Source organism: Caballeronia concitans (assembly GCF_001544615.1).
GTDB lineage: Bacteria > Pseudomonadota > Gammaproteobacteria > Burkholderiales > Burkholderiaceae > Caballeronia > Caballeronia concitans.
Window position 1 is genome coordinate 1 of sequence record NZ_FCNV02000001.1, and the last position, 22251, is coordinate 22251.

At 62.6% G+C, this 22251-nt stretch carries 18 protein-coding genes; 13 read left to right on the forward strand and 5 right to left on the reverse strand.

The features are described 5' to 3' along the window. Positions 1 to 400 precede the first annotated feature (400 nt). Entirely contained in the window at positions 401 to 1714 is a 1314-nt protein-coding gene (locus AWB72_RS00005; protein ID WP_040051305.1) for an SGNH/GDSL hydrolase family protein, read from the reverse strand. Positions 1715 to 1849: 135 nt separating this feature from the next. On the opposite strand from AWB72_RS00005, the gene AWB72_RS00010 reads away from it, so the two are divergent. Next, the gene (locus AWB72_RS00010; protein ID WP_040051304.1) at positions 1850 to 3013 is read left to right on the forward strand and encodes a methyltransferase; all 1164 of its coding nucleotides are present in this window, start codon (positions 1850 to 1852) and stop codon (positions 3011 to 3013) included. 6 nt (positions 3014 to 3019) lie between these two features. On the opposite strand, the gene AWB72_RS00015 is transcribed toward AWB72_RS00010, so the two are convergent. Beyond that, complete coding sequence (locus AWB72_RS00015) at positions 3020 to 4285, reverse strand: TIGR03862 family flavoprotein (protein WP_040051303.1); 1266 nt, start codon at positions 4283 to 4285, stop codon at positions 3020 to 3022. A gap of 185 nt (positions 4286 to 4470) precedes the next feature. On the opposite strand from AWB72_RS00015, the gene AWB72_RS00020 reads away from it, so the two are divergent. From AWB72_RS00020 to AWB72_RS00060, 9 genes are all read left to right on the forward strand, one after another. Then, a complete protein-coding gene (locus tag AWB72_RS00020; protein WP_040051302.1) occupies positions 4471 to 5949 on the forward strand; it encodes an MFS transporter in 1479 nt (492 codons plus the stop codon). A gap of 171 nt (positions 5950 to 6120) precedes the next feature. Further along, entirely contained in the window at positions 6121 to 7122 is a 1002-nt protein-coding gene (paaA, locus tag AWB72_RS00025) for a 1,2-phenylacetyl-CoA epoxidase subunit PaaA (RefSeq protein ID WP_040051301.1), read from the forward strand. Continuing rightward, a complete protein-coding gene (gene paaB, locus AWB72_RS00030; RefSeq protein ID WP_342065311.1) occupies positions 7119 to 7424 on the forward strand; it encodes a 1,2-phenylacetyl-CoA epoxidase subunit PaaB in 306 nt (101 codons plus the stop codon). Before paaA ends, paaB begins: the two co-directional genes overlap by 4 nt. A gap of 9 nt (positions 7425 to 7433) precedes the next feature. Continuing rightward, a complete protein-coding gene (paaC, locus tag AWB72_RS00035) occupies positions 7434 to 8231 on the forward strand; it encodes a 1,2-phenylacetyl-CoA epoxidase subunit PaaC (RefSeq protein ID WP_040051300.1) in 798 nt (265 codons plus the stop codon). Next, a complete protein-coding gene (gene paaD, locus AWB72_RS00040) occupies positions 8231 to 8758 on the forward strand; it encodes a 1,2-phenylacetyl-CoA epoxidase subunit PaaD (RefSeq protein ID WP_040051299.1) in 528 nt (175 codons plus the stop codon). The genes paaC and paaD overlap by 1 nt, the downstream gene beginning before the upstream one ends. A 21-nt stretch (positions 8759 to 8779) precedes the next feature. Further along, positions 8780 to 9868: a 1,2-phenylacetyl-CoA epoxidase subunit PaaE gene (paaE, locus tag AWB72_RS00045; RefSeq protein WP_040051298.1), complete on the forward strand. Its 1089-nt coding sequence runs from the start codon at positions 8780 to 8782 to the stop codon at positions 9866 to 9868. Positions 9869 to 9971: 103 nt separating this feature from the next. After that, the gene (locus AWB72_RS00050) at positions 9972 to 10784 is read left to right on the forward strand and encodes a DUF1835 domain-containing protein (RefSeq protein WP_040051297.1); all 813 of its coding nucleotides are present in this window, start codon (positions 9972 to 9974) and stop codon (positions 10782 to 10784) included. Between the two features lie 24 nt (positions 10785 to 10808). After that, the gene (locus tag AWB72_RS00055) at positions 10809 to 11414 is read left to right on the forward strand and encodes a TetR/AcrR family transcriptional regulator (RefSeq protein WP_040051296.1); all 606 of its coding nucleotides are present in this window, start codon (positions 10809 to 10811) and stop codon (positions 11412 to 11414) included. A gap of 202 nt (positions 11415 to 11616) precedes the next feature. Next, positions 11617 to 12285, forward strand: a complete 669-nt coding sequence (locus AWB72_RS00060; RefSeq protein ID WP_040051295.1) for a GNAT family N-acetyltransferase — start codon at positions 11617 to 11619, stop codon at positions 12283 to 12285. A gap of 84 nt (positions 12286 to 12369) precedes the next feature. Here AWB72_RS00060 and AWB72_RS00065 read toward each other — a convergent pair whose 3' ends face one another. After that, positions 12370 to 12873 carry an Lrp/AsnC family transcriptional regulator gene (locus tag AWB72_RS00065; RefSeq protein ID WP_040051294.1) on the reverse strand — a complete coding sequence of 168 codons (504 nt, stop codon included), beginning with the start codon at positions 12871 to 12873 and terminating at the stop codon, positions 12370 to 12372. A 143-nt stretch (positions 12874 to 13016) separates the two neighbouring features. Here AWB72_RS00065 and hppD point away from each other — a divergent pair, with 143 nt between their 5' ends. Continuing rightward, complete coding sequence (hppD, locus tag AWB72_RS00070) at positions 13017 to 14120, forward strand: 4-hydroxyphenylpyruvate dioxygenase (protein ID WP_040051293.1); 1104 nt, start codon at positions 13017 to 13019, stop codon at positions 14118 to 14120. A gap of 99 nt (positions 14121 to 14219) precedes the next feature. Here the strand turns inward: hppD and AWB72_RS00075 are convergent, their stop codons facing one another. After that, the gene (locus AWB72_RS00075; RefSeq protein WP_040051292.1) at positions 14220 to 14423 is read right to left on the reverse strand and encodes a hypothetical protein; all 204 of its coding nucleotides are present in this window, start codon (positions 14421 to 14423) and stop codon (positions 14220 to 14222) included. A 314-nt stretch (positions 14424 to 14737) separates the two neighbouring features. Here AWB72_RS00075 and AWB72_RS00080 point away from each other — a divergent pair, with 314 nt between their 5' ends. After that, positions 14738 to 18316 carry an indolepyruvate ferredoxin oxidoreductase family protein gene (locus AWB72_RS00080; protein ID WP_087127748.1) on the forward strand — a complete coding sequence of 1193 codons (3579 nt, stop codon included), beginning with the start codon at positions 14738 to 14740 and terminating at the stop codon, positions 18314 to 18316. A 309-nt stretch (positions 18317 to 18625) separates the two neighbouring features. Then, on the forward strand, positions 18626 to 19786 hold the full coding sequence (locus tag AWB72_RS00085; protein WP_084592952.1) for a GTP pyrophosphokinase: 1161 nt from the start codon (positions 18626 to 18628) through the stop codon (positions 19784 to 19786). A 163-nt stretch (positions 19787 to 19949) separates the two neighbouring features. On the opposite strand, the gene AWB72_RS00090 is transcribed toward AWB72_RS00085, so the two are convergent. Next, positions 19950 to 22229 carry an NADP-dependent malic enzyme gene (locus AWB72_RS00090; protein WP_040051289.1) on the reverse strand — a complete coding sequence of 760 codons (2280 nt, stop codon included), beginning with the start codon at positions 22227 to 22229 and terminating at the stop codon, positions 19950 to 19952. Positions 22230 to 22251 lie beyond the last annotated feature (22 nt).

Below are 22251 nucleotides of genomic sequence, written 5' to 3' on the forward strand. Positions count from 1 at the left end.
TAAACCTTCCTCTTAATACTTCGTGTGAGACTCTTGATTACTTTTGCTATTGCCGATTCCGAAGAACCGGCCGCACTTGCCATCAAGCGCCCACACTTATCGGCTGTTAGTTTTTAAAGAGCACATCGCCTGACTTATCCACCTCACCGCACCAAGCGTCTTGCTCAGCGCCGCTTCCGTCCGGCGTTTGCTGCATCAGCAGCAGAGAAACGAGATTATGAAGAATCTTTTTCTCTCTGTCAACAGCTTTTTTTGCTTTCGCTTCTAAAAACTGTCGACTTCGAGGCCGCTTGTTTCGTTTAGCGGCTCCCCGTCTTGCGACGAGGAGCGGAATATTAGGCCAACCAGATGCCAATTACAAGGTCATGACGAAGATTTTTTTCAGGCCCCGTCGCGACGCCTACTTCGCCGCCCCCACGACGGACTCAACCGGCACCGCTGCCGCCATCGCGGCATAGCCAGTGTCGCTCGGATGAATGTGGTCGCCGCTGTCGTACCGACGCTGCAGCGCGCTCGGACGCGCCGGATCCCGCAGCGCCTCGTCGAAGTCGATCACGCCGTCGAACGAACGGCTCGCGCGCAGCGACGCGTTCACCGCCGTGCGGATCGCCTCGCGCTCGGGCGGCAGCGACGCCGGCGTCAGCGTCGCGCCGTAGATCTTGATGCCCCGCTGGTGTGCCTGCGCGATCAGCCGTTGATAGCCGCGCAAGAGCGCGTCCGCGTTCACTTGCGTATGCGGCGCGTCGCAGTCGAGACCTTGGCGGGCGGGCATCGCGGCGAAGTTGATGTCGTTGATGCCGATCAACACGATGATCGCGCGCACGCCCGGCTGGCGCAGCGCGTCGCGATCGAAACGGCTGACCAGCGCCTCGCCGTAGCACGGTGAATTGCTCAGGAGCCGATTTCCGCTAATACCCGCGTTGACCACCGCCGCCTGCCCGCCGCTCTTCTGCGCGATCTGGCGCGCGAGCGCGTCGGGCCACCGGCGATTCGCATTGAGCGTCGAGCGCATCCCGTCGGTAATGGAATCTCCGATCGCGACCACCGTGCGCGCCGACGGATTCTGCACCGACACGTTCGTGAGCCACGCGTATTGCGTGAATCGCGTGCGGAAGGACGCGGCGGACGCTTCCTCGGTCCGGTCGCCGGGCGTCGATACATAGTTAACCTGGCTCGCGATCCGATGCCACGCCACGAGCTTCTGCTCCTTCCCCATGAACATGCTGACCGCGATCGGCTGATCTCGGGCGACATCGAAAGCCACGGGATCGCTCGTCATCTGTCCGCCGGGCGCCACCGTCACGCTCTTGCGTCCGCCGAACAGCACCGGCCGGCCGGTCCCCGCCTGAATTGCCGCGCTGCTGCCGCTCACGGCACGCGCGACGCTCATCGAATCGACGACGAGCGGCTCGGTCCCATACACATTACTGATATGCAGCCGCATTTCCTTGCCGGCGATCAGCGGATAGATCAACTGTCGAACGGTGCGCCCGCCGACGTCCGGCGCGCGATAAAGCGGCGGCGCCTTGTCCAGTTGCGGAATTGCTTGCAACGCCGTCGCCCAGGCGCTGACCCAGTGATCGTTGACGGGCGCGTTCGTCGAAGCGGACGCAGCGGGCGCGCCAGGCGCATCGGCGGCGAAAACGGGCGATACGAAAGCGAGCGGAACAGCAAGCGCGGCCGCGCGAATCGCGGCGAAAGCACGGAGTTTCATTCGGCGATGGCGTTCGGAGAAAGGCAGAATTGTGCCTGATCGTCACACGGATCGGTCTATCGACGCGGTCCGTCCGCCCGCGCATACGAAATGGCCTCACAATGCAGCCAAATCCATTCGCGCGATAAACGAACCATGCAATCCAGAAGCAGCACCTCAGACGTTCCGGCACAACTTCATTGGGAAGAAGACGGCGAAAGCCGCTCGGCCCGCTGGCGATCCGAAAGCGGCAATCAGCCGCCGAAGCGCCTCGTGATCGGTCACGATCAGATGACAGCAGATCACGCCTACCGGCTCGCCTGCGAAGGCACCGCGATTCTTTGGCGCGGCGACTTCCAGAACGCGCGCCAGTTGCTTCAGGCGATGGCCCGCCGCATTGACAACAAGCCGCGCAAGTCCAAAAAGGCGCCGGCCGAAAAGCCCGCCGCACCCGTCGATGCCTTTAATCTGCACCGTCTCGCGCAATCGCAACGCGCGCGCACGCTCGCGATGCTGATCCTCCCGCTCGATGAGCAGTACGCCATTCCGCTGCGCCGCGCGCCGGACGTGCGCCAGGCGTGCGAAGAGGCGTATGGGCCGGCGAAGGAAGCGTCGGTGGTATCGATGCGCGAAGTGCTCGGCCTGATCGGCGCGCATGAATGGCGCAAGAAAGGCGTCGAAATCAAGGCGACGGGCGGCCGGATTCATCCGTATTACGGCGTTTTTTCGCCCGTGCGCGGCGAATATGTCGATCTGGTCGCGAACCAGCCGCTGCCGTCGACGTCGCTTGCTTTCGATATCGGCACCGGCACCGGCGTGCTCGCCGCGGTGCTCGCGCGTCGCGGTGTCGAGCGCGTCGTGGCGACGGACCTCGATCCGCGCGCGCTCGCCTGTGCGCGCGAAAACATCGGCCAGTTGGGCCTCGGCAAGCAGGTCGATGTCGTCGAGGCGAATCTTTTCCCGGAAGGACGCGCGCCGCTGATCGTGTGCAATCCGCCGTGGCTGCCGGCGCGACCGAGCGCGGCGATCGAGCACGCGATCTACGATCCCGAGAGCCGCATGCTGCGCGGCTTCCTCGATGGTCTCGCCGCGCATTTGACGCCCGGCGGCGAAGGCTGGCTGATCCTGTCGGACTTCGCCGAGCATCTCGGATTGCGCACGCGCGCGCAGTTGCAGGAATGGATCGATGAGGCGGGATTGAAGGTGGACGGGCGCATCGACGTCAAGCCGAATCATCCGCGCGCGATGGACAAGACCGATCCGCTGTTCGCGGCGCGGTCGGCTGAAGTGACGTCGCTTTGGCGGCTCGTGGCTCGGTGAAGCAACCTACGATTTCCGATTCCCAAGCCACGCGAGCGCCCCTTCGCCCGCCACCAGCCCGCTCGCGAAACACGCCGTGAGCAAATATCCGCCTGTCGGCGCTTCCCAGTCGAGCATTTCGCCGCAGCAGAAGACGCCGGGGAGCGCGGCGATCATCGACCGCTGATCGAGCGATTCGAACGCCACGCCGCCCGCGCTGCTGATCACTTCCGCGATCGGCCGCGGGCGCAGCACGCGCAACGGCAGCGCCTTGATGCGCGCGGCGAGCGTATCCGGATCGGCGAATTCTTCCTTGCCGACGCATTCGCGCAGCAGACCCGCCTTCAGGCCCGCGATGTGCAGCCGGCTCTGCAGATGGCTCGACATCGAGCGCGCCCCGCGCGGATGGCGCACATCCTCACGGACGCGTTCGGCGGAAAGCTGCGGCCCGAGGTCGAGCAGGATGTTCGTGCCGGCGTCGCCGCTCGCTGTCAGTTGGTCGCGGATCGGCGCGGACAGCGCGTAGATCAGACTTCCTTCGATCCCGTGCTCCGTGATCAGGCACTCGCCGACGCGCCAATCCACCGCGCCGTCCGCGCGCGCCACGCCGATTGCCACCGACTTGAGCGGCTCGCCCGCGAATCGGCTGCGGAAATGCGGCGTCCATTCGACGTCGAAACCGCAATTCGACGGCAGGAACGGCCGCACATCCACGCCACGCGCCGCCAGATGCGCGACCGCGCTTCCGTCCGAGCCGAGTTGCGGCCAACTCGCGCCGCCGAGTGCGAGCACGAGCGCGTCGTGACGGACGCGCTTTTCGCCTTCCGGCGTGGCGAAGCGCGAAACCGACACGCCGTCGTCCGCCCAGCCGAGCCATCGATGCCGCATATGCAGCCGCACGCCCGACGCGCGCAGCCGATGCAGCCACGCGCGCAGCATTGGCGCGGCTTTCATGTCGGTCGGAAAGACGCGGCCCGAGCTGCCGACGAACGTCTCCACGCCGAGCCCGTGCACCCATTCGCGCAGCGCGGCGGCATCGAAACGATCGAGCAGCGGCGCGATATTCGGGCGACGCGCGCCGTATCGGGCGAGAAAGGCGTCGGCGGGTTCGGAGTGCGTGAGATTCATCCCGCCTTTGCCCGCCATCAGGAATTTTCGGCCGACGGACGGCATCGCGTCGAACACATCGACGCGCGCGCCGCCCGCCGCGAGCGCTTCTGCGGCCATGAGTCCCGCCGGGCCGCCGCCGACGACCGCGACTTCGACCGATTCAGTGTTATCAACAGACTCCATGCCCGGGAACCGTGAGAAAAACGAGAGCGACATTGTCGCATCGCGGCATTCACTGGGCGCGCACGAAAAGCCCGCCGCTTCTCGTAAGTCATTAAATAACAAAAAAGAATTTGGTCGCGCGACACCGCGCCAGTACGATCGCGCGATTCTCCGCATCTACAATTTTTCACCTTTCCGATTCCGCCATGTCCGTTTCCATCGCGCCCGATCGCGCTTCCACCCGGGCCGCCGCCGATGCGCGCCCCGTCATCCGCAGCGCCGCGGATGTCTCCAGTCTCGTCAATCGCGGCGCGGCCGTCGGTAGCGATGCGCGCATCGTCGTCGCCATCGCGCTAGGCGGGATTTTTCTCGATGCCTACGACCTCGGCGCCCTCGCGTTCGGCGTCAAGGACATCGCCCGCGAGTTTTCGCTGACGCCGACTGGAACCGGTTTCGTCGCCTCCGCGATCACGTTCGGCGCGATCATCGGCGCATTCTTCGGCGGCTATCTGACCGACAAGGTCGGCCGTTATCGCGTGTTCATGGCCGACATGTTCTTCTTCGTCGTCGCGGCGATTGCCTGCGCGCTCGCGCCGAACGCGTGGGTGCTCGGCGGGGCGCGATTCGTGATGGGTCTGGGCGTCGGCATCGATCTGCCGGTCGCGATGGCGTTTCTCGCGGAGTTCTCGCGTTTGCAGGGACGCGGCAACAAGGCCGCGCGCGTCGCGATGTGGTGTCCGACGTGGTACGCCGCGATCAGCATTTCGTATTTGCTCGTGCTCAGCCTTTACTCGGTGCTGCCCGCGCACAACGCGGGCTGGCTGTGGCGGCTGATTCTGGGTTTCGGCGCGGTGCCGGCGATCGCGATCATCGCGATTCGCAGCCGCTACATGAGCGAATCGCCGGTGTGGGCGGCGAATCAGGGCGATCTGGCGAACGCCGCCGCGATCCTCAAGCGCTCGTATGGCATCGATGCGCGCGTCGAGCCGGACGCGCTCGCCGCATCGAACGCGCCGAAAGCGCGCCGCGCCACGTTCGCCAACTACGGCGCGCTGTTGCGCGGCGTCTACCTGCGCCGCACGGTGCTGGCGACGGTGATCGCGATCGCTTCGTCGTTCGCGTATAACGCCGTCGCGTTCGGGCTGCCGGTCATCATTTCGAGCTTCCTCGCGCAGTCCATGCTCACCACGATTCTCGCGTCGCTCGCGCTGAATCTCTGCTTCGCGTTCGCGGGCGGCCTGTTCGCGGTCCGCACGGTGCCGAAGTTCGGCGCGTGGAACCTGACGGTCGTCGGCTACGCGTTTCAACTCGTGGCGCTCGTCGGGCTCGCGGTTGTCGGCAAGCCGGCGACGGGCGCGCAGGTCGTCATCGCGATCGCGTTGCTCGCCGCGTTCCTGCTCGGGCAAGGCATCGGGCCGGGGTCGCACAGCATGACGTTCGCATCGCTGAGCTATCCGACGTCGCTGCGCGGCGTGGGCGTCGGCTTCAATCAGACGCTGATGCGCGCAAGCTCGACCGTTTCGCTGTTCCTGTTCCCGGTGCTGTCGGCGGCGCTCGGCACGAAAGTGTTCTGGATCATCGCGGTCGCGCCGCTCGCGGGACTCATCGCGCTTTTCGCGGTGCGCTGGGAGCCGTCGGGTTATGACGTCGATGCCGAGGACTTCGCCGGACAGAATGCGAAGTAAAAGTCGAAGGCAAAAGAAAGCGGTGCAGGCTCGAAAGCAGCCGCACCGCTTTTTTTATGCCGATGTGCCGCGCCTAGGTGAATTCCCGGCAATCTCAAAAAAAGCAATTCCCCGACCGTCCGGTCGGTTTATAATCGGCCGACAGCGACTTCCCATGAGCGAGTGTCCGCCATGTACACCCAATCTCTCGATCTTCCCGGCCAGCCCGTCGCCTCCGACGCGCCCGCCGACGCTTCCTCGGACCAGCAACGTTTCGACGCCGTGATGAAAGCCGACGGCAAGATCGAGCCGCAGGACTGGATGCCTGAGGCGTATCGCAAGACGCTGGTCCGGCAGATTTCGCAGCACGCGCATTCGGAGATCATCGGGATGCAGCCGGAAGGCAACTGGATCAGCCGCGCGCCGAGCCTGAAGCGCAAGGCGATCCTGCTCGCCAAGGTTCAGGACGAAGGCGGCCACGGCCTCTATCTATATAGCGCGGCGGAAACGCTCGGCGTGTCGCGCGATCAGCTCGTCGACGCGCTGCACGCGGGCAAGGCGAAATATTCGAGCATCTTCAACTATCCGACGCCCACGTGGGCCGATGTCGGCGTGATCGGCTGGCTGGTCGACGGCGCCGCGATCATGAATCAGATTCCGCTCTGCCGCTGCACATACGGCCCGTACGCGCGCGCGATGATCCGCATCTGCAAGGAAGAGTCGTTCCATCAGCGCCAGGGTTTCGACGCCCTTCTCGCGATGATGAAAGGCACAGAGGCGCAGAAGGATCTCGTGCAGCAGGCGGTGAACCGCTGGTGGTGGCCGGTGCTGATGATGTTCGGCCCGAGCGACAAGGATTCGATTCACAGCGGCCAGTCGTTCGCGTGGGGCATCAAGCGCATCTCGAACGACGATCTGCGCCAGAAGTTCGTCGATGCCACCGTCGAGCAGGCGAAGATTCTCGGCGTGACGCTGCCCGATCCCGATTTGAAGTGGAACGCGGTGCGCGGCGCGCACGATTACGGCGAGATCGACTGGGAAGAATTCTGGCGCGTCGTGAACGGCGACGGCCCGTGCAACAAGGAGCGCCTCGCCACGCGCGTGAAGGCGCACGACGACGGCGCGTGGGTGCGCGAAGCGGCGCTCGCCTACGCGGAGAAGCAGAAAGCCCGCGCCCAAAAACAAGCGGCATGAGCATGGAGACGATGAAGATGAACAAGGAATGGCCGATCTGGGAAGTCTTCGTGCGCAGCAAGCAGGGACTCGATCACAAACATTGCGGCAGCCTCCACGCGCCGGACGCGAGCGCCGCGCTGCGCATGGCGCGCGACGTCTACACGCGGCGTCAGGAAGGCGTGAGCATCTGGGTGGTGCCGTCGTCGGCGATCACGGCTTCGGACCCCGCCGACAAGGGCGAACTGTTCGAGCCCGCCGGCGACAAGATTTATCGGCATCCGACGTTCTTCGTGCTGCCCGACGAAATCAACCACATGTAAGGGCGCGACATGAGCATCGAACATCTCGCCTATGTGCTGCGTCTCGCCGATAACGCGCTGATCCTCGGCCAGCGCAACGCCGAATGGTGCAGCCACGGCCCGGCGCTGGAAGAAGACATCGCGCTCGCGAACATGAGCCTCGATCTGATCGGTCAGGCGCGGCTGCTTTATTCGCACGCGGCCACGCTCGAAGCCGCGCTCACCGGCCAGCAGAAAACGGAAGACGACTACGCCTATTTCCGCACCGAGCGCGAGTTCGCGAATTACACGCTCGTCGAGTTGCCGCACTTCGGGCCGCTCGCCGGCACGGCGCGCACCGAGCGCGACTACGCGGTGACCATCGTGCGCAACTTCCTGTATTCGGCGCTGATGGCCGAACTGTGGACGGCATTGCAGGCATCGTCGGATGCGCAGCTCGCGGCGATCGCGGCGAAATCGATCAAGGAAACGCGATACCACTTGCACCACGCGCGCGACTGGTTCGTGCGTTTCGGCGACGGCACCGATGAATCGCATCGTCGGGCGCAGGCGGCGCTCGATTACCTGATGCCCTACACGCGCGAGTTCTTTCATCCCGATGCAATCGAGCGCGCGGTCGCCGAAGCGGGCATTGCGCCGCTCGCGAGCGATTTCGAATCCGCGTGGCGCGAAACGGTGTCGTCGGCGATCGATGAAGCCACGCTGCGCGCGCCCGCCGACGTGAAGCACGTCAGCACCGGCAAGCTCGGCGAGCATTCGGAGCACATGGGTTATCTGCTCGCGGAAATGCAGAGCCTCGCGCGCCAACATCCGGGCGCGATCTGGTGATGACGACCGCCCTCGCCCGCATCGACGACGCCGCGCTGCAACGCGCGTGGTCCGTCCTCGAAACTGTGCCCGATCCGGAAATCCCGGTCGTGTCGATCCGCGAGCTCGGCATTCTGCGCGACGTGCGTCACGGCGACGACGGCGTGCTCGAAGTCGTCATCACGCCGACGTACTCGGGTTGCCCGGCGATGTCGCAGATCGCGGAAGACATCGCGCATGCGATCGACGGCGCGAATCTCGGCGCGCATCGCGTGCAAACGGTGCTCGCGCCCGCGTGGACGACCGACTGGATCACCGAGGAAGCACGCGAAAAGCTGCGTCGATATGGCATCGCGCCGCCGACGGGCGCGTGCAGCAGCGCGGAAAAGCCGCTGCGCTTCGTGCCGTACAAGAAGGACGTCGTCGCCTGCCCGCGCTGCGGCTCCGCGCATACGGAAACGCTCGCGCAGTTCGGATCGACGGCGTGCAAGGCGCTGTATCGCTGCATCGACTGCCGCGAGCCGTTCGATTACTTCAAGCCGTATTGATTTCCCAAAGACCCGATCATCATGGCGACTCCGCAATTTCATCCGCTGCGCATCCGCGACGTTCGTCCCGAAACCGCCGACGCGGTCACCGTCTCGTTCGACGTGCCGCCCGAACTGCGCGACGCCTTCCGCTTCACGCAAGGCCAGTTCGTGACGCTGAAGACGCATATCGACGGGGAAGAAACGCGCCGCTCGTATTCCATCTGCGTCGGCGTGACCGACTATGACCGCGACGGCGAATTGCGCATCGGCATCAAGCGCGTGCGCGGCGGGCGCTTCTCGAACTTCGCGTTCGATACGCTGAAGCCCGGCCACGAAATCGACGTGATGACGCCCGACGGACGCTTCTTCACGCACCTCAACGCCGATCACGCGAAGCATTACGTCGCGTTCTCGGGCGGCTCGGGCATCACGCCGGTGCTGGCGATCATCAAGACGACGCTCGATATCGAACCCACGAGCCGCTTCACGCTCGTGTATGGCAACCGCAGCGTCGACGCGATCATGTTCGCCGAGGAACTCGAAGACCTGAAGAACCGCTACATGAGCCGGCTCGCGCTGTATCACGTGCTCTCGGACGATCTTCAGGACGTCGAGCTCTTCAACGGCGTGCTGGACAAGGACAAGTGCAAGGCGTTCCTTGCGACGCTCCTGCCGCCGGATGAAATCGACGAAGCGTTCATCTGCGGCCCCGGCCCGATGATGGACGCCGCCGAATCCGCGCTGAAGGAATCGGGCGTGGCGCCGGAGCGCATTCATGTCGAGCGCTTCGGCACGCCGCTGCCGCAGGCAGGCGTTCCGCAGATCGAGATTACGGAAAGCACGCCGGCGGCGGATCTGGAACTGATCATCGACGGGAAAAAGCGCAAGCTGCGCCTGCCGTACGAAGGCGTGAGCGTGCTGGACGTCGGCCTGAAAGCGGGGCTCGCGCTGCCGTATGCGTGCAAGGGCGGCGTCTGCTGCACGTGCCGCGCGAAGGTCGTCGAAGGCGAAGTGAAGATGGACAAGAACTACACGCTCGAGCAGCACGAAATCGACGACGGATTCGTGCTCACGTGCCAGTGTCATCCGGTGAGCGAGCGCGTCGTGGTGAGCTTCGACGAGCGCTGAAAGCGCGGCGCAGCCCACACCGTCGCGCACGACGATTGGCTTAAACTCAAGGATCGCGCCTGAGCGCGTGGAGCGGTCCTTTCGTCTTCTGCATGCCGACACCATGAACATGATTCACGTCACGAACGGCGACAGCGCGGCCCAATCGCTCACCGCGGCGCTTCGGCTCGCGGAGCGCGACGAGCAGGTGATCGCCCTGCGCGACGATCTCGCCGTCGGTCCCATCCGCGACATCGACGAATCGCCGGCCGCGCGCGCGGCGTTCTGGCGTCAGGTGTCGTACAGCACTATCGATTTCGAGGCCGAACTGAAGGCGCAGCAAGCGCTCTTCGGGCGTCTCGCGCGCGGCGACGCGCAGGTCGTCGTGTGGCACGGACAAAGCGCGGCGGATCAGCTCACGCTGCGCCGCGTCGCTTATCACTTGCGCAACGCGCCGCAGCGCCTGAACGAAGCAAAGCTCACGTTCGACGATCTCGCCATCGCCGCCGCCGACGCGCAACCGGAACGCGTCGGCCGGACCGATCGCGCGACCGCCGTCGGCATGTTTTCGCCGAAACAACTGCTCGCGAAACTGCCGAGCGCCGCGCCCATTTCGGTGCTGCGCATCAGCCGGCTCGCGCTCGAATGGCAGGAAGCGAAGCACTCCAACGCGGAAACGCGCCGCCTGCGCGACAACATGCTGGTGTCCGGCACGTGGATCGATGTCGATGAAGCGCTGCTCGAACTCGCGACTGCGGAATGGCGGCCGGCGCGGCGCATCGCGGGCGAGGCGATGGGCCAATCCTTCGATTTCCTGCTGAGCGACTCGATCGCCTTCTGGCGATGCCGCGAACTCGTCGCGGCGGGGCGGCTTAAAATACGCGGCACGCCGTCGGAGATCGTCGACGCCGAATTGCGACGCTCATCCCACACCTGACAAGCCGAAAAGAACGTCCGATAAATGGCCCGTACGAAAGCGCCCGACCACGAAACACAACGCGAACAGATTCTCGAACTCGCCGCCGCCAAATTCGCCCAGACGAGCTACCCGAGCACGTCGATGGCGGATCTCGCCGCCGCGAGCGGCACGTCGAAGGCGCGGCTCTATCACTATTACGAGAGCAAGGAAGCGATTCTCTTCGACCTGCTCGACCGCTACACGAAGCGGCTGATGCTGATCATCGCGCAAGTGGAAGGCGCGAGCGCGCGGCGCGGCTTGAGCGAGCGCGAAGCCTTCGCGGACCTGGTGCGCGCGTTTCTCGCGGAATACGAGACGTCGCACAGCCGGCACGTCGCGCTTCTGAACGACGTCAAATATCTCGAAGACGCGCAGCGCGAGATCGTGCTCGATCGTCAGCGCGATATCGTCGCGGCCTTCGCGCGCCAACTCGCTCGCGCTTATCCGCAGCGCGTGACAAAGGAAAACCAGACCGCGTTCACGATGATGGTCTTCGGCATGATCAACTGGACGTTCACGTGGCTGAAGCCGGGCGGCAAGCTCGGTTACGGCGAGTTCGCCGAGCAGGTCGTCACGATGATCGAGCATGGGCTTGCCGAAAAGGCGTAAGTCATGTTGCATTGCGGCGAATCGCCACCATTGATCTGACTTTTTCATTAAACCATTGAAAACGCGTATCTTTATCGCGATTCAATAGACGTTTAGAACACACCCTCCACGATTTTTAAGGGTTTTCCCGTATGCGTTTCCGCTGAAGCGGATAGAATGCGTTTTGCTTTGCAGCATCCGCATCAAACGACAGGAGAACACCGTGGAACTGACCTTCAACCGCAATGCCGAGCAGATCGTCGCGAGCGACCGTCCGCTGCCCGACGCCGCGCGTTTGCCAGTTCTCGTTCGCGAGCTGTCGTCGGCGGACCGCGAGCGTCTGCTCACGCACTTCCTCGCGCTCGACGAAGACGACCGCCTTCTGCGCTTCGGGCAGATCGTGCCGGATCACGTCATCGAGCATTACGTCCGCAATCTCAACTTCACCAACGACACCGTCTTCGGCGTGTTCGACACCTCGCTGCAACTGGTCGGCGTTGGCCATCTGGCCTACTTGCCCGCTGACGGCGACAAGCGCACGGCGGAATTCGGCGTGTCCGTGCTGGAAAGCGCGCGCGGTCGCGGCATCGGCACGAAGCTGTTCGAACGCGCCGCCATTCGCAGCCGCAACACGCACGTGTCGGTGCTGTACATCCACTGCCTGTCGCGCAATTCGACGATGATGCACATCGCGCGCAAATCGGGCATGAAGATCGAGTACGCGTACGGCGAAGCGGACGCGTATCTGTCGCTCACGCCTGCCGATCAGGCCAGCATCATGGCCGAACTGCTTCAGGAGCAGGCCGCCGTCTTCGACTACGCGATCAAGCGCCAGGCGCATCGCGCAACGCAAATGTTCCAGGCGTTCATGCCGACCGCCGACGCATTCTGATTTCATCGAACAGCGCGGGTGCGCTGCGAGCGGGACCACAAAGGGCGGCCGAGACCGCCCTTTTGCTTTGTGCGTCGACCGCGTCTAGCGCAGCGGCAACACCGTCGTTTCCTTGATGCGTTCCAGCGAAAAGCTCGAGCGGACATCGATCACCGAAGGGTGATGCAGCAGCTGGTCCTCCACGAAGCGCGAGAAATGCTCCATGTCGCGCACCTGAACGCGCAGCAGAAAGTCCATTTCGCCGGTCATTGCGTCGCAAGCGACGACTTCCGGCCATGACCGCACCGCCTCGCGGAACAGATCGCCGTGCGTCGGCGGTTTCGGCGTGCCGGCGGCAACCGGCATGCCGCCGCGCTTTTCCAGCCGCACGTTGACATAGGCAAGCAGCCCGAGGCCCAGCTTTTTCGCGTCGAGCAGCGCGACGTAGCCGCGAATCACGCCCGTCTCCTCCAGCCGCCGGATGCGCCGCAGGCACGGACTCGGCGACAAACTCACGCGATCCGCGATCTCCTGATTCGACAGCCGCCCGTTCTCCTGAAGAATCGCGAGGATTTTGCGGTCTATCGTGTCCAGCTCCGGTTCGGCCATCTTCTATCTCCTCGTCGCGATTACGTGGCAGCTTCGTGCGCAATAGTAGGAAGCGACAAATTGTTTCGCAAGTTTTTGGCGCGATGCGATCGCTAAACTTGTCTTCACGTCGCGTCAGGCGCGCACAGACTAGGAGACAGGCAATGACCGCATCGAACTGGGAGAACCCCGTCGGCACCGACGGCTTCGAATTCATCGAATACACCGCGCCGGACCCGGTCGCGCTCGGGCGGCTGTTCGAGCAAATGGGCTTCACCGCCATCGCGAAGCATCGGCACAAGAACGTGACGCTGTATCGGCAAGGCGGGATCAACTTCATCATCAACGCCGAAAGCGATTCCTTCGCGCAACGGTTCGCGCGCCTCCACGGACCGTCGATTTGCGCGATCGCGTTTCGCGTCGCGGATGCGGGCAAGGCCTACCAGCGCGCGCTCGAACTCGGCGCGTGGGGCTTCGACAACAAGACCGGCCCGATGGAACTGAACATTCCGGCGATCAAGGGCATCGGCGATTCGCTGATCTATTTCGTCGATCGCTGGCGCGGCAAGAACGGCGCGCAGCCGGGCAGCATCGGCGATATCAGCATTTACGACGTGGACTTCGAGCCGATTCCCGGTGCGGACCAGAACCCGGTCGGCCACGGGCTGACCTATATCGATCACCTGACGCATAACGTGCATCGCGGCCGGATGATCGAATGGGCCGAGTTCTACGAGCGCCTTTTCAATTTCCGCGAAGCGCGTTACTTCGATATCGAAGGCAAGGTGACGGCGGTCAAGTCGAAGGCGATGAGTTCACCGTGCGGCAAGATCCGCATTCCGATCAACGAGGAAGGTTCGGAGAACGCCGGCCAGATTCAGGAATATCTCGACGCGTATCACGGCGAAGGCATTCAGCACATCGCGCTCGGCACGGACAATATTTACGCGACCGTCGATGGCCTGCGCACGTCGAAGATTTCGCTGCTCGATACCATCGACACGTATTACGAGCTCGTCGACCGGCGCGTGCCGAATCACGGCGAGAATGTCGCGGAATTGAGAAAGCGCAAGATTCTGATCGACGGCGTGCGCGACGAAATCCTGCTGCAGATTTTCACGGAGAACCAGATCGGCCCGATCTTCTTCGAGATCATCCAGCGCAAGGGCAATCAGGGCTTCGGCGAGGGCAACTTCAAGGCGCTGTTCGAATCGATCGAACTGGACCAGATGCGGCGCGGCGTGCTGAAGGACACGAGCGCGACCTGATCCGTCGAGCGGGCGCAAAAAAAGGGACATGATGCATTCACGTCCCTTTTGTTTTTTTGGCGGCCGATCCTGTTGGTTACTCAGCCGCGAGCGGTCGGGTCAGTTGACCGTATCGTCGCTGCTGCGCTCGGCGTCGCGGCGCTCTCCCGTGCGCGTCTGCGATGCCTGGACGCGAGCCTGCACCACTTGCGGAACGGACGTCGCCCCGAACGGCGAATTTGCGCGCGCGCCGCCCATCGGCGCGCTGATCGCAAAGAAGGCCGCCGAGACCATCAAGAAATTCTGGATATGGCGTTGCTTCATCTAGTTTCTCCTTATAACTGCGTTACGACTCCTGGCAATTCCAGCGCGCACCGAAGCGCCCGTGGAACTGCGCAAGCGCCCGTTTAGACAGAGTTCTAAGCGAGGGTTCCGTGTGTCGGTCGCTTTTACATCTGTAACAAAACGCGTCGGAGCGACGGTGTCGATCGGAAGAATCTGAAGCGGAAACGGGTTTGTCCCACTGTCTGCGCGACGCAGGCATCGGCACACTTGAAGTCCCGGCCAACGCATCCACAAGGTGCGACGGCCCGAAACATGCTTTGGTGATCCCAAACTCGGGTGGAGGAAGACACATAATGAACGCCCCGTTAGACGCAGAACAAAGAGCTTCGCTAGAGGCCGCGCTGAAATCCGTCACACTCGACGACAAATACACGCTCGAACGCGGCCGCGCCTATATGAGCGGCATCCAGGCTCTGGTGCGCCTGCCGATGCTCCAGCAAGAGCGCGACAAAGCCGCCGGGCTCAACACCGCCGGATTCATCTCCGGCTATCGCGGTTCTCCCCTCGGTGTTCTCGACCAGTCGCTCTGGAAGGCGAAGAAGCATCTCGCCGGGCATCAGGTCGTGTTTCAGCCGGGCGTGAACGAGGATCTCGCGGCCACCGCGGTCTGGGGCTCGCAGCAAGTCAATCTCTACCCGAGCGCGAAGTACGACGGCGTCTTTTCGATGTGGTACGGCAAAGGCCCCGGCGTCGATCGTTCCGGCGATGTCTTCAAGCACGGCAATTCGGCGGGATCGTCGCAGCACGGCGGCGTGCTCGTGCTCGCGGGCGACGACCACGCGGCGAAGTCATCGACGCTTGCGCATCAGTCCGAGCACATCTTCAAGGCGTGCGGGCTGCCGGTGCTGTTTCCGTCGAACGTGCAGGAATATCTCGATTTCGGCCTGCACGGCTGGGCGATGTCGCGCTACTCCGGCCTCTGGGTCGCGATGAAATGCGTGACGGACGTGGTGGAGTCGTCGGCGTCGGTGGATATCGATCCGCATCGCACGCAAATCGTGATTCCGACCGATTTCGCGATGCCCGAAGGCGGCCTCAACATCCGCTGGCCCGATCCGCCGCTCGTGCAGGAAGCGCGTCTGCTCGATTACAAGTGGTACGCCGCGCTCGCCTACGTGCGCGCGAACAAGCTGGACCGCATCGAGATCGATTCGCCGCATGCGCGCTTCGGCATCATGACGGGCGGCAAGGCGTATCTCGACGTGCGCCAGGCGCTCACTGACCTCGGCCTCGACGATCAAACCTGCGCGCAGATCGGCATTCGTCTCTATAAGGTCGGCTGCGTGTGGCCGCTCGAAGCGCAAGGCGCGCATGAATTCGCGCGCGGCCTCGACGAGATTCTGGTCGTCGAAGAAAAGCGCCAGATTCTCGAATACGCGATCAAGGAAGAGCTGTACAACTGGCCCGATGCGCAGCGTCCGCGCGTCTTCGGCAAATTCGACGAGAAAGACGGCGCGGGCGGCGAATGGTCGGTGCCGATGGGCAACTGGCTCTTGCCCGCGCATTACGAGCTGTCGCCGGCGATCATCGCGAAGGCGATCGCCACGCGGCTCGACAAGTTCGATCTTCCCGCCGATGTGCGCGCTCGTATCGCTGCGCGCATCGCGGTGATCGAGGCGAAGGAGAAGGCGCTCGCGCGGCCGCGCGTCGAAGCGGAGCGCAAGCCGTGGTTCTGCTCGGGCTGTCCGCACAATACGTCGACGAACGTGCCGGAAGGATCGCGCGCGATGGCGGGCATCGGCTGTCACTACATGACGGTCTGGATGGACCGCAACACGAGCACGTTCAGCCAGATGGGCGGCGAAGGCGTCGCGTGGGTCGGCCAGGCGCCGTTTTCCGGCGACAAGCACGTGTTCGCGAATCTCGGCGACGGCACGTACTTTCACTCCGGCCTGCTCGCGATTCGCGCGGCGATCGCGGCGAAGGTGAACATCACCTACAAGATTCTTTATAACGATGCCGTCGCGATGACCGGCGGCCAACCCGTCGACGGCGTGCTGACCGTGCCGCAGATCACGCATCAGCTCGCGGCGGAAGGCGCGGCGAAGATCGTCATCGTGACGGATCAGCCGGAGAAGTACACGCCGGATGTCGGCATTGCACCGGGTATCGAAGTGCATCATCGCGACGAACTCGACGACATTCAGCGCCAGTTGCGCGAAGTTGCGGGCACGTCCATTCTCATTTACGACCAGACGTGCGCCACCGAAAAGCGCCGCCGCCGCAAGCGCGGCGCGTTTCCCGATCCGGCGAAGCGCGTCGTCATCAACGAAGCGGTGTGCGAAGGCTGCGGCGATTGCTCGGTGAAGTCGAATTGCCTGTCGGTGGAACCGCTCGATACCGAGTACGGCACGAAGCGGCAGATCAACCAATCGACGTGCAACAAGGATTACTCGTGCCTCAACGGCTTTTGCCCGAGCTTCGTGACGGTCGAAGGCGGCCAGTTGAAGAAGCCGAAGGCGACGAGCGTTGCCGGCGATGCGATGCCGCCCGTTCCGACGCCGGACCTGCCTGAAATCGCGCGGCCGTATGGCGTGCTGGTGACGGGCGTGGGCGGCACGGGCGTCGTGACGATCGGCGCGCTGCTCGGCATGGCGGCGCATCTGGAGCAGAAAGGCGTAACCGTGCTCGATGTCACCGGACTCGCGCAGAAGGGCGGCGCCGTGATGAGTCACGTGCAGATTGCGAACCGTCCGGCCGATATCCACGCGACGCGCATCGCGATGGGCGAGGCGGATCTCGTCATCGGCTGCGATGCGATCGTGACCGCGAGCGATGAGTGCGGCTCGCGGATGCAGCCGGGGCATACGCGCGTCGTCGTGAACAGCGCGCAGACGCCGACCGCCGCGTTCATCAAGGACCCGAACTGGCGCTTTCCGGGCGCGAGCGCGGAAGCCGATATTCGCGCGGCGGCGGGCGAGCATGTTGCGCTCGTCGATGCGAACCGCTTCGCCGTTGCCTTGATGGGCGATGCTATCTACACGAATCCGTTCGTGCTTGGCTATGCGTGGCAGAAGGGCTGGCTGCCGCTGCTGCATGAATCGCTCGTGCGCGCGATTGAGTTGAATGCGGTGCAAGTCGAGAAGAATCTAGCGGCGTTCGAATGGGGACGGCGCGCTGCGCACGATCTTGCCGCGGTGATGCGGCTGGCTGGCGGCAAGCAGTCTTCGTCGGATGCGCCGGGCAAGATCATCGCGCTGCATACGCCGAAGGCGCTCGATACGCTCATCGACAAGCGGCTCGATTATCTGGCGAAGTATCAGAACGCGGCTTACGCGGCGCGGTATGGGCGCCTCGTCGCGGATGTGCGCGCGGCGGAGGCGGAACTTGGCGTCGGCGATTATTTGCTGACGGAAGCCGTCGCGCGGAATCTGCACAAGCTGATGGCGTACAAGGACGAGTACGAAGTCGCGCGGCTTTACGCGGACCCGGCGTTCATCGAAAAGGTGAAGAGCAGTTTCGAAGGCGACTGGAAGATCAAGTTCCATCTTGCGCCGCCGTCGCTTTCGAAGAAGGATGCGCACGGACGGCTGATGAAGAAGCAATACGGCCCGTGGATGATGTCCGCGATGCGGGTTCTCGCACGGCTCAAGTTCCTGCGCGGGACGGCTTTGGATGTTTTCGGGCGCACCGAAGAACGGAAGATGGAGCGGGCGTTGATTGTGGAATATGAAGTGCTCGTGCGCGAGTTGATCGCCGGATTGACGATGCAGAAGCTGCCTCTTGCGATTGAACTCGCGAATCTGCCGGATTCGATGCGCGGGTACGGGCATATCAAGGAAAACAATGTCAAGGCGGCGAAGGTGAAGTGGGAGAAGCTGCTGGCGCAGTGGCGTTCAAATGAAGGTGGGGAGAAGCGGCAGGTGGCGTAGCTCGATTGCCCCGCTGGTTGACGGCGATTCGCGAAAAGCGAATCGCTTTTACCCTTTCCGGCCTAGCCTAGCGAAGCGTTCCTTATTTGGTCGTGGTTTACCCACGTAAGTCGACAGTCGGTGAAATTACTCACACGAGTAGTAGGAAGGCCGCACCTCAGTCCCGATCCTAGCGCTCTCGCTCGTGTTTACTACATCGCGCTCCCAGGCCGAACGGTCACGCCACCAAGATTGCCGGCGTAGCGCGATTACAGCTATGATTGACAATCAGGTGCCTTCGGCAAGTTCTTGTCAACAAAGCTTAGAAAAATGACCAAGCATCACGACATCGATGAGAATTCTGAAGTTTTTGATTTTTCTCGTCATAAGCAAATCGCCATTGCCAAATATTTACCTTCCGTTGGCTTCCATGCTGATCTCGCTGCGACTGTTAAATTGATTACCCAAGAAGCATTGAAGCGGAGACAGATTCGCCCCCATTCTATCGAGGCACGTGCCAAGGATCCGGAAAGTTTTGGCCGCAAAGCGGCGAAGCCATCAAAGATAGATCCGAGACGTCCAATGTATACCGATCCAGTCACTGATATCACGGATAAAGCGGCGATACGCATCATCACCTTTTTTCCGCGGACGGTCCAACAGATCGATAAGATGCTCTTGGAAGAGTTTTTCGTTATTGAACATGCGGTTAAGGGAGAGAGCCTTCTCGAAGAAGAGCGATTTGGCTATCAGAGCGTCCATTATTTGCTGAAGCTGAATGCTTCTCGGACTGCTCTACCTGAATATCAACGGTTCAGCGAGGCTGTTATCGAAGTTCAAGTTCGAACGATTCTCCAGCATACTTGGGCGGAGATCGAGCATGACATTCAATATAAGTCGTCATCGACGATTCCGCGCGATATTAAGCGTCGTTTCATGTCGCTTGCTGGACTGCTCGAGATAGCAGACCGAGAATTTCAAGCTATCCAAGATGCCGATCGCGACCTAACGGAAAAAGCACAAACATTAATTTCGGCCGATGACGATCTCTCTACGGTTGAGATCACACCAAATTCACTCAGAACGTTCCTCGATAAGACGTTAGGGCCCGATGGGCGTATGTCGGATTTTTCATACGATTGGGAAACCCGAGTTTTGATGCGGTTGGGCTTTACCTCGCTAAACCAAGTAAAAGAGGTGCTTTCGAAGTATGACGATAATCAATTGTCCAGAATTGCTGAGGGAGGACGGCAAGGGCAATTAACGCGTTTGCAGCACGTGCTTCTTGCTGCTTTGGGTGAGAAGTTTATTGAACGCCATCCGTGGGCTCACGAGGATTGGTTTCAATCCAGACGGCGAAACATTTTAGAACGGTTCAGGGGGAGTAACATCCCAATCGGCGGTTATGACCCGCAAGCCCACGAATCAATAGTCCAAAATATAGCGTCCACCGAAGAGTTAAATGGCGGTGCTAACGAGCCGGCGGACTAAGCTGCGATTGCAGGGGGCGCCTTATCGCGCTAACTGGGTGGATCATTTAGCGGACCTCGAGCCGCTCCCGTTGATATAAGGCAGCAGACTGCCGACGGTCGTCAGCCGAAAAAAACGGCGACCCATTCCCCGGATCGCCGTCCCTGATTCACCAACCTACCGCTTACTTCCCGTGAGCCAACCCAGCATTGGCACTCGCCACCGCCGTCATATTGATGATTCGCCGCACGGTAGCCGCCGGCGTCAGAATATGCACCGGTTTCGCAGCACCCAGCAGGAACGGCCCGACCGTCACGCCCTCGCCGCTCACCATCTTGAGCAGGTTGTACGTGATATTCGCCGCTTCCACGTTCGGCATGATCAGCAGATTGGCCTCGCCATGCAGCGTCGTTCCCGGGAAGGCCGCCTTGCGCACGGCCTCCGACAAAGCCGCATCGCCGTGCATTTCACCGTCCACTTCCAGATTCGGCGCGCGTTCCGCCAGCAGCTTGCGCGCTTCCGCCATGCGCTTGCTCGATGCGCTCGGCACGCTGCCGAAGTTCGAGTTCGACACCAGCGCCACCTTCGGCTGAATGCCGAATCGCTCGATTTCGCGCGCCGCGAGAATCGTCATGTCGGCGAGTTGCTCGGGCGTCGGCGTTTCGTTGACGTACGTATCGCTGATGAACAGATTGCGCCCTTGCAGCATCAGCAGATTCATCGCCGCGAAGTTGTTCGCGCCTTCCGCCTTGCCCAGCACCTGCTCGACGAACTTCAGATGATCCTGATACGTGTCGATGAGACCGCAAATCATGCCGTCCGCATCGCCCGTATGGATCAGGATCGCGCCGATCAGCGTGTTGAACTTGCGCAGCGCGGCCTTCGCGCTCTCCGGCGTCACGCCCTCGCGCGCCGCGATCTCGTGATACGCCTGCCAGCTCTTCTGATAACGCGGATCGTCTTCCGGATTCACGATCTCGAAATCGACGCCCGGCTTCAGCTTCGAGCCCATCTTCTGCAAACGCATTTCGACAACAGCCGGGCGGCCGATGATGATCGGCTTCGCAATCTTCTCCAGCAGCACGAACTGCGCGGCGCGCAGCACGCGCTCGTCCTCGCCTTCCGCGAACGCGATGCGCGCCGGAGCCGCCTTCGCCGCCGCGAACACCGGACGCATCACCATGCCCGTGCGATACACCGTCGCGCCGAGCGTCTCGCGATACGCGTCCATGTCCTGAATCGGACGCGTCGCGACGCCAGAATCCATCGCGGCTTGCGCCACGGCCGGCGCGATCTTGATGATGAGGCGCGGATCGAACGGCTTCGGAATCAGATACTCCGGACCGAATTCCAGCGAATGACCTTCGTAGGCCTTCGCGACTTCATCGCCCTGATCGGTCTCTTCCGCGAGTTCCGCGATCGCGCGCACGCACGCGAGCTTCATTTCCTCGGTGATGGTCGTCGCGCCGACATCCAGCGCGCCGCGGAAGATGAACGGGAAGCACAGCACGTTGTTGACCTGGTTCGGATAGTCCGAACGGCCCGTCGCGATGATGCAGTCCGGCCGCACCTTCTTCGCTTCTTCCGGGCGGATTTCCGGCTCCGGATTCGCCAGCGCGAGAATCAGCGGCTTGTCGGCCATGGTCGCGACCATCTCCGGCTTCAGCACGCCCGCGCTCGAACAGCCGAGGAACACGTCGCAGCCGTGCATCGCGTCGCCGAGCGTGCGCGCGTCGGTGCTCGCCTGATAGCGCTCCTTCGACGCGTCCAGGTTGCCGCGTCCTTCGTAGATCACGCCCTTCGAATCGGTCACGAGCGTGTTCGACTTCTTGAGGCCCAGATGCACGAGCAGGTCCAGACACGCAATCGCCGCCGCGCCCGCGCCGGAGCAGACGAGCTTCACTTCATCGAGCTTCTTGCCGACCACTTTCAGGCCGTTGAGAATCGCCGCCGACGCGATGATCGCCGTGCCGTGCTGGTCGTCGTGGAAGACGGGAATCTTCATGCGCTCGCGCAGCTTCTTTTCGATATAGAAGCATTCCGGCGCCTTGATGTCTTCGAGGTTGATGCCGCCGAGCGTCGGCTCGAGCATCGCGATGGCGTCGACGAGCTTGTCGGGATCGGTTTCATCGAGTTCGATATCGAACACGTCGATGCCCGCGAACTTCTTGAAGAGACAGCCCTTGCCTTCCATCACCGGCTTGGCCGCGAGCGGACCGATGTTGCCGAGACCCAGCACGGCCGTGCCGTTCGTCACGACGCCGACGAGATTCGCCCGCGACGTGTACTTCTGCGCGTCGAGCGGTTCGTCGAAGATCGCCATGCACGCGGCGGCGACGCCCGGCGAATACGCGAGCGAGAGATCGAGCTGATTCGACAGCGGCTTGGTCGGCGTGACCGAGATCTTGCCGGGACGCGGATTCTGGTGATACGCGAGAGCGCTTTGCTTCAGTTGTTCGTCCATGATTGACCTGATTATCCAGAGA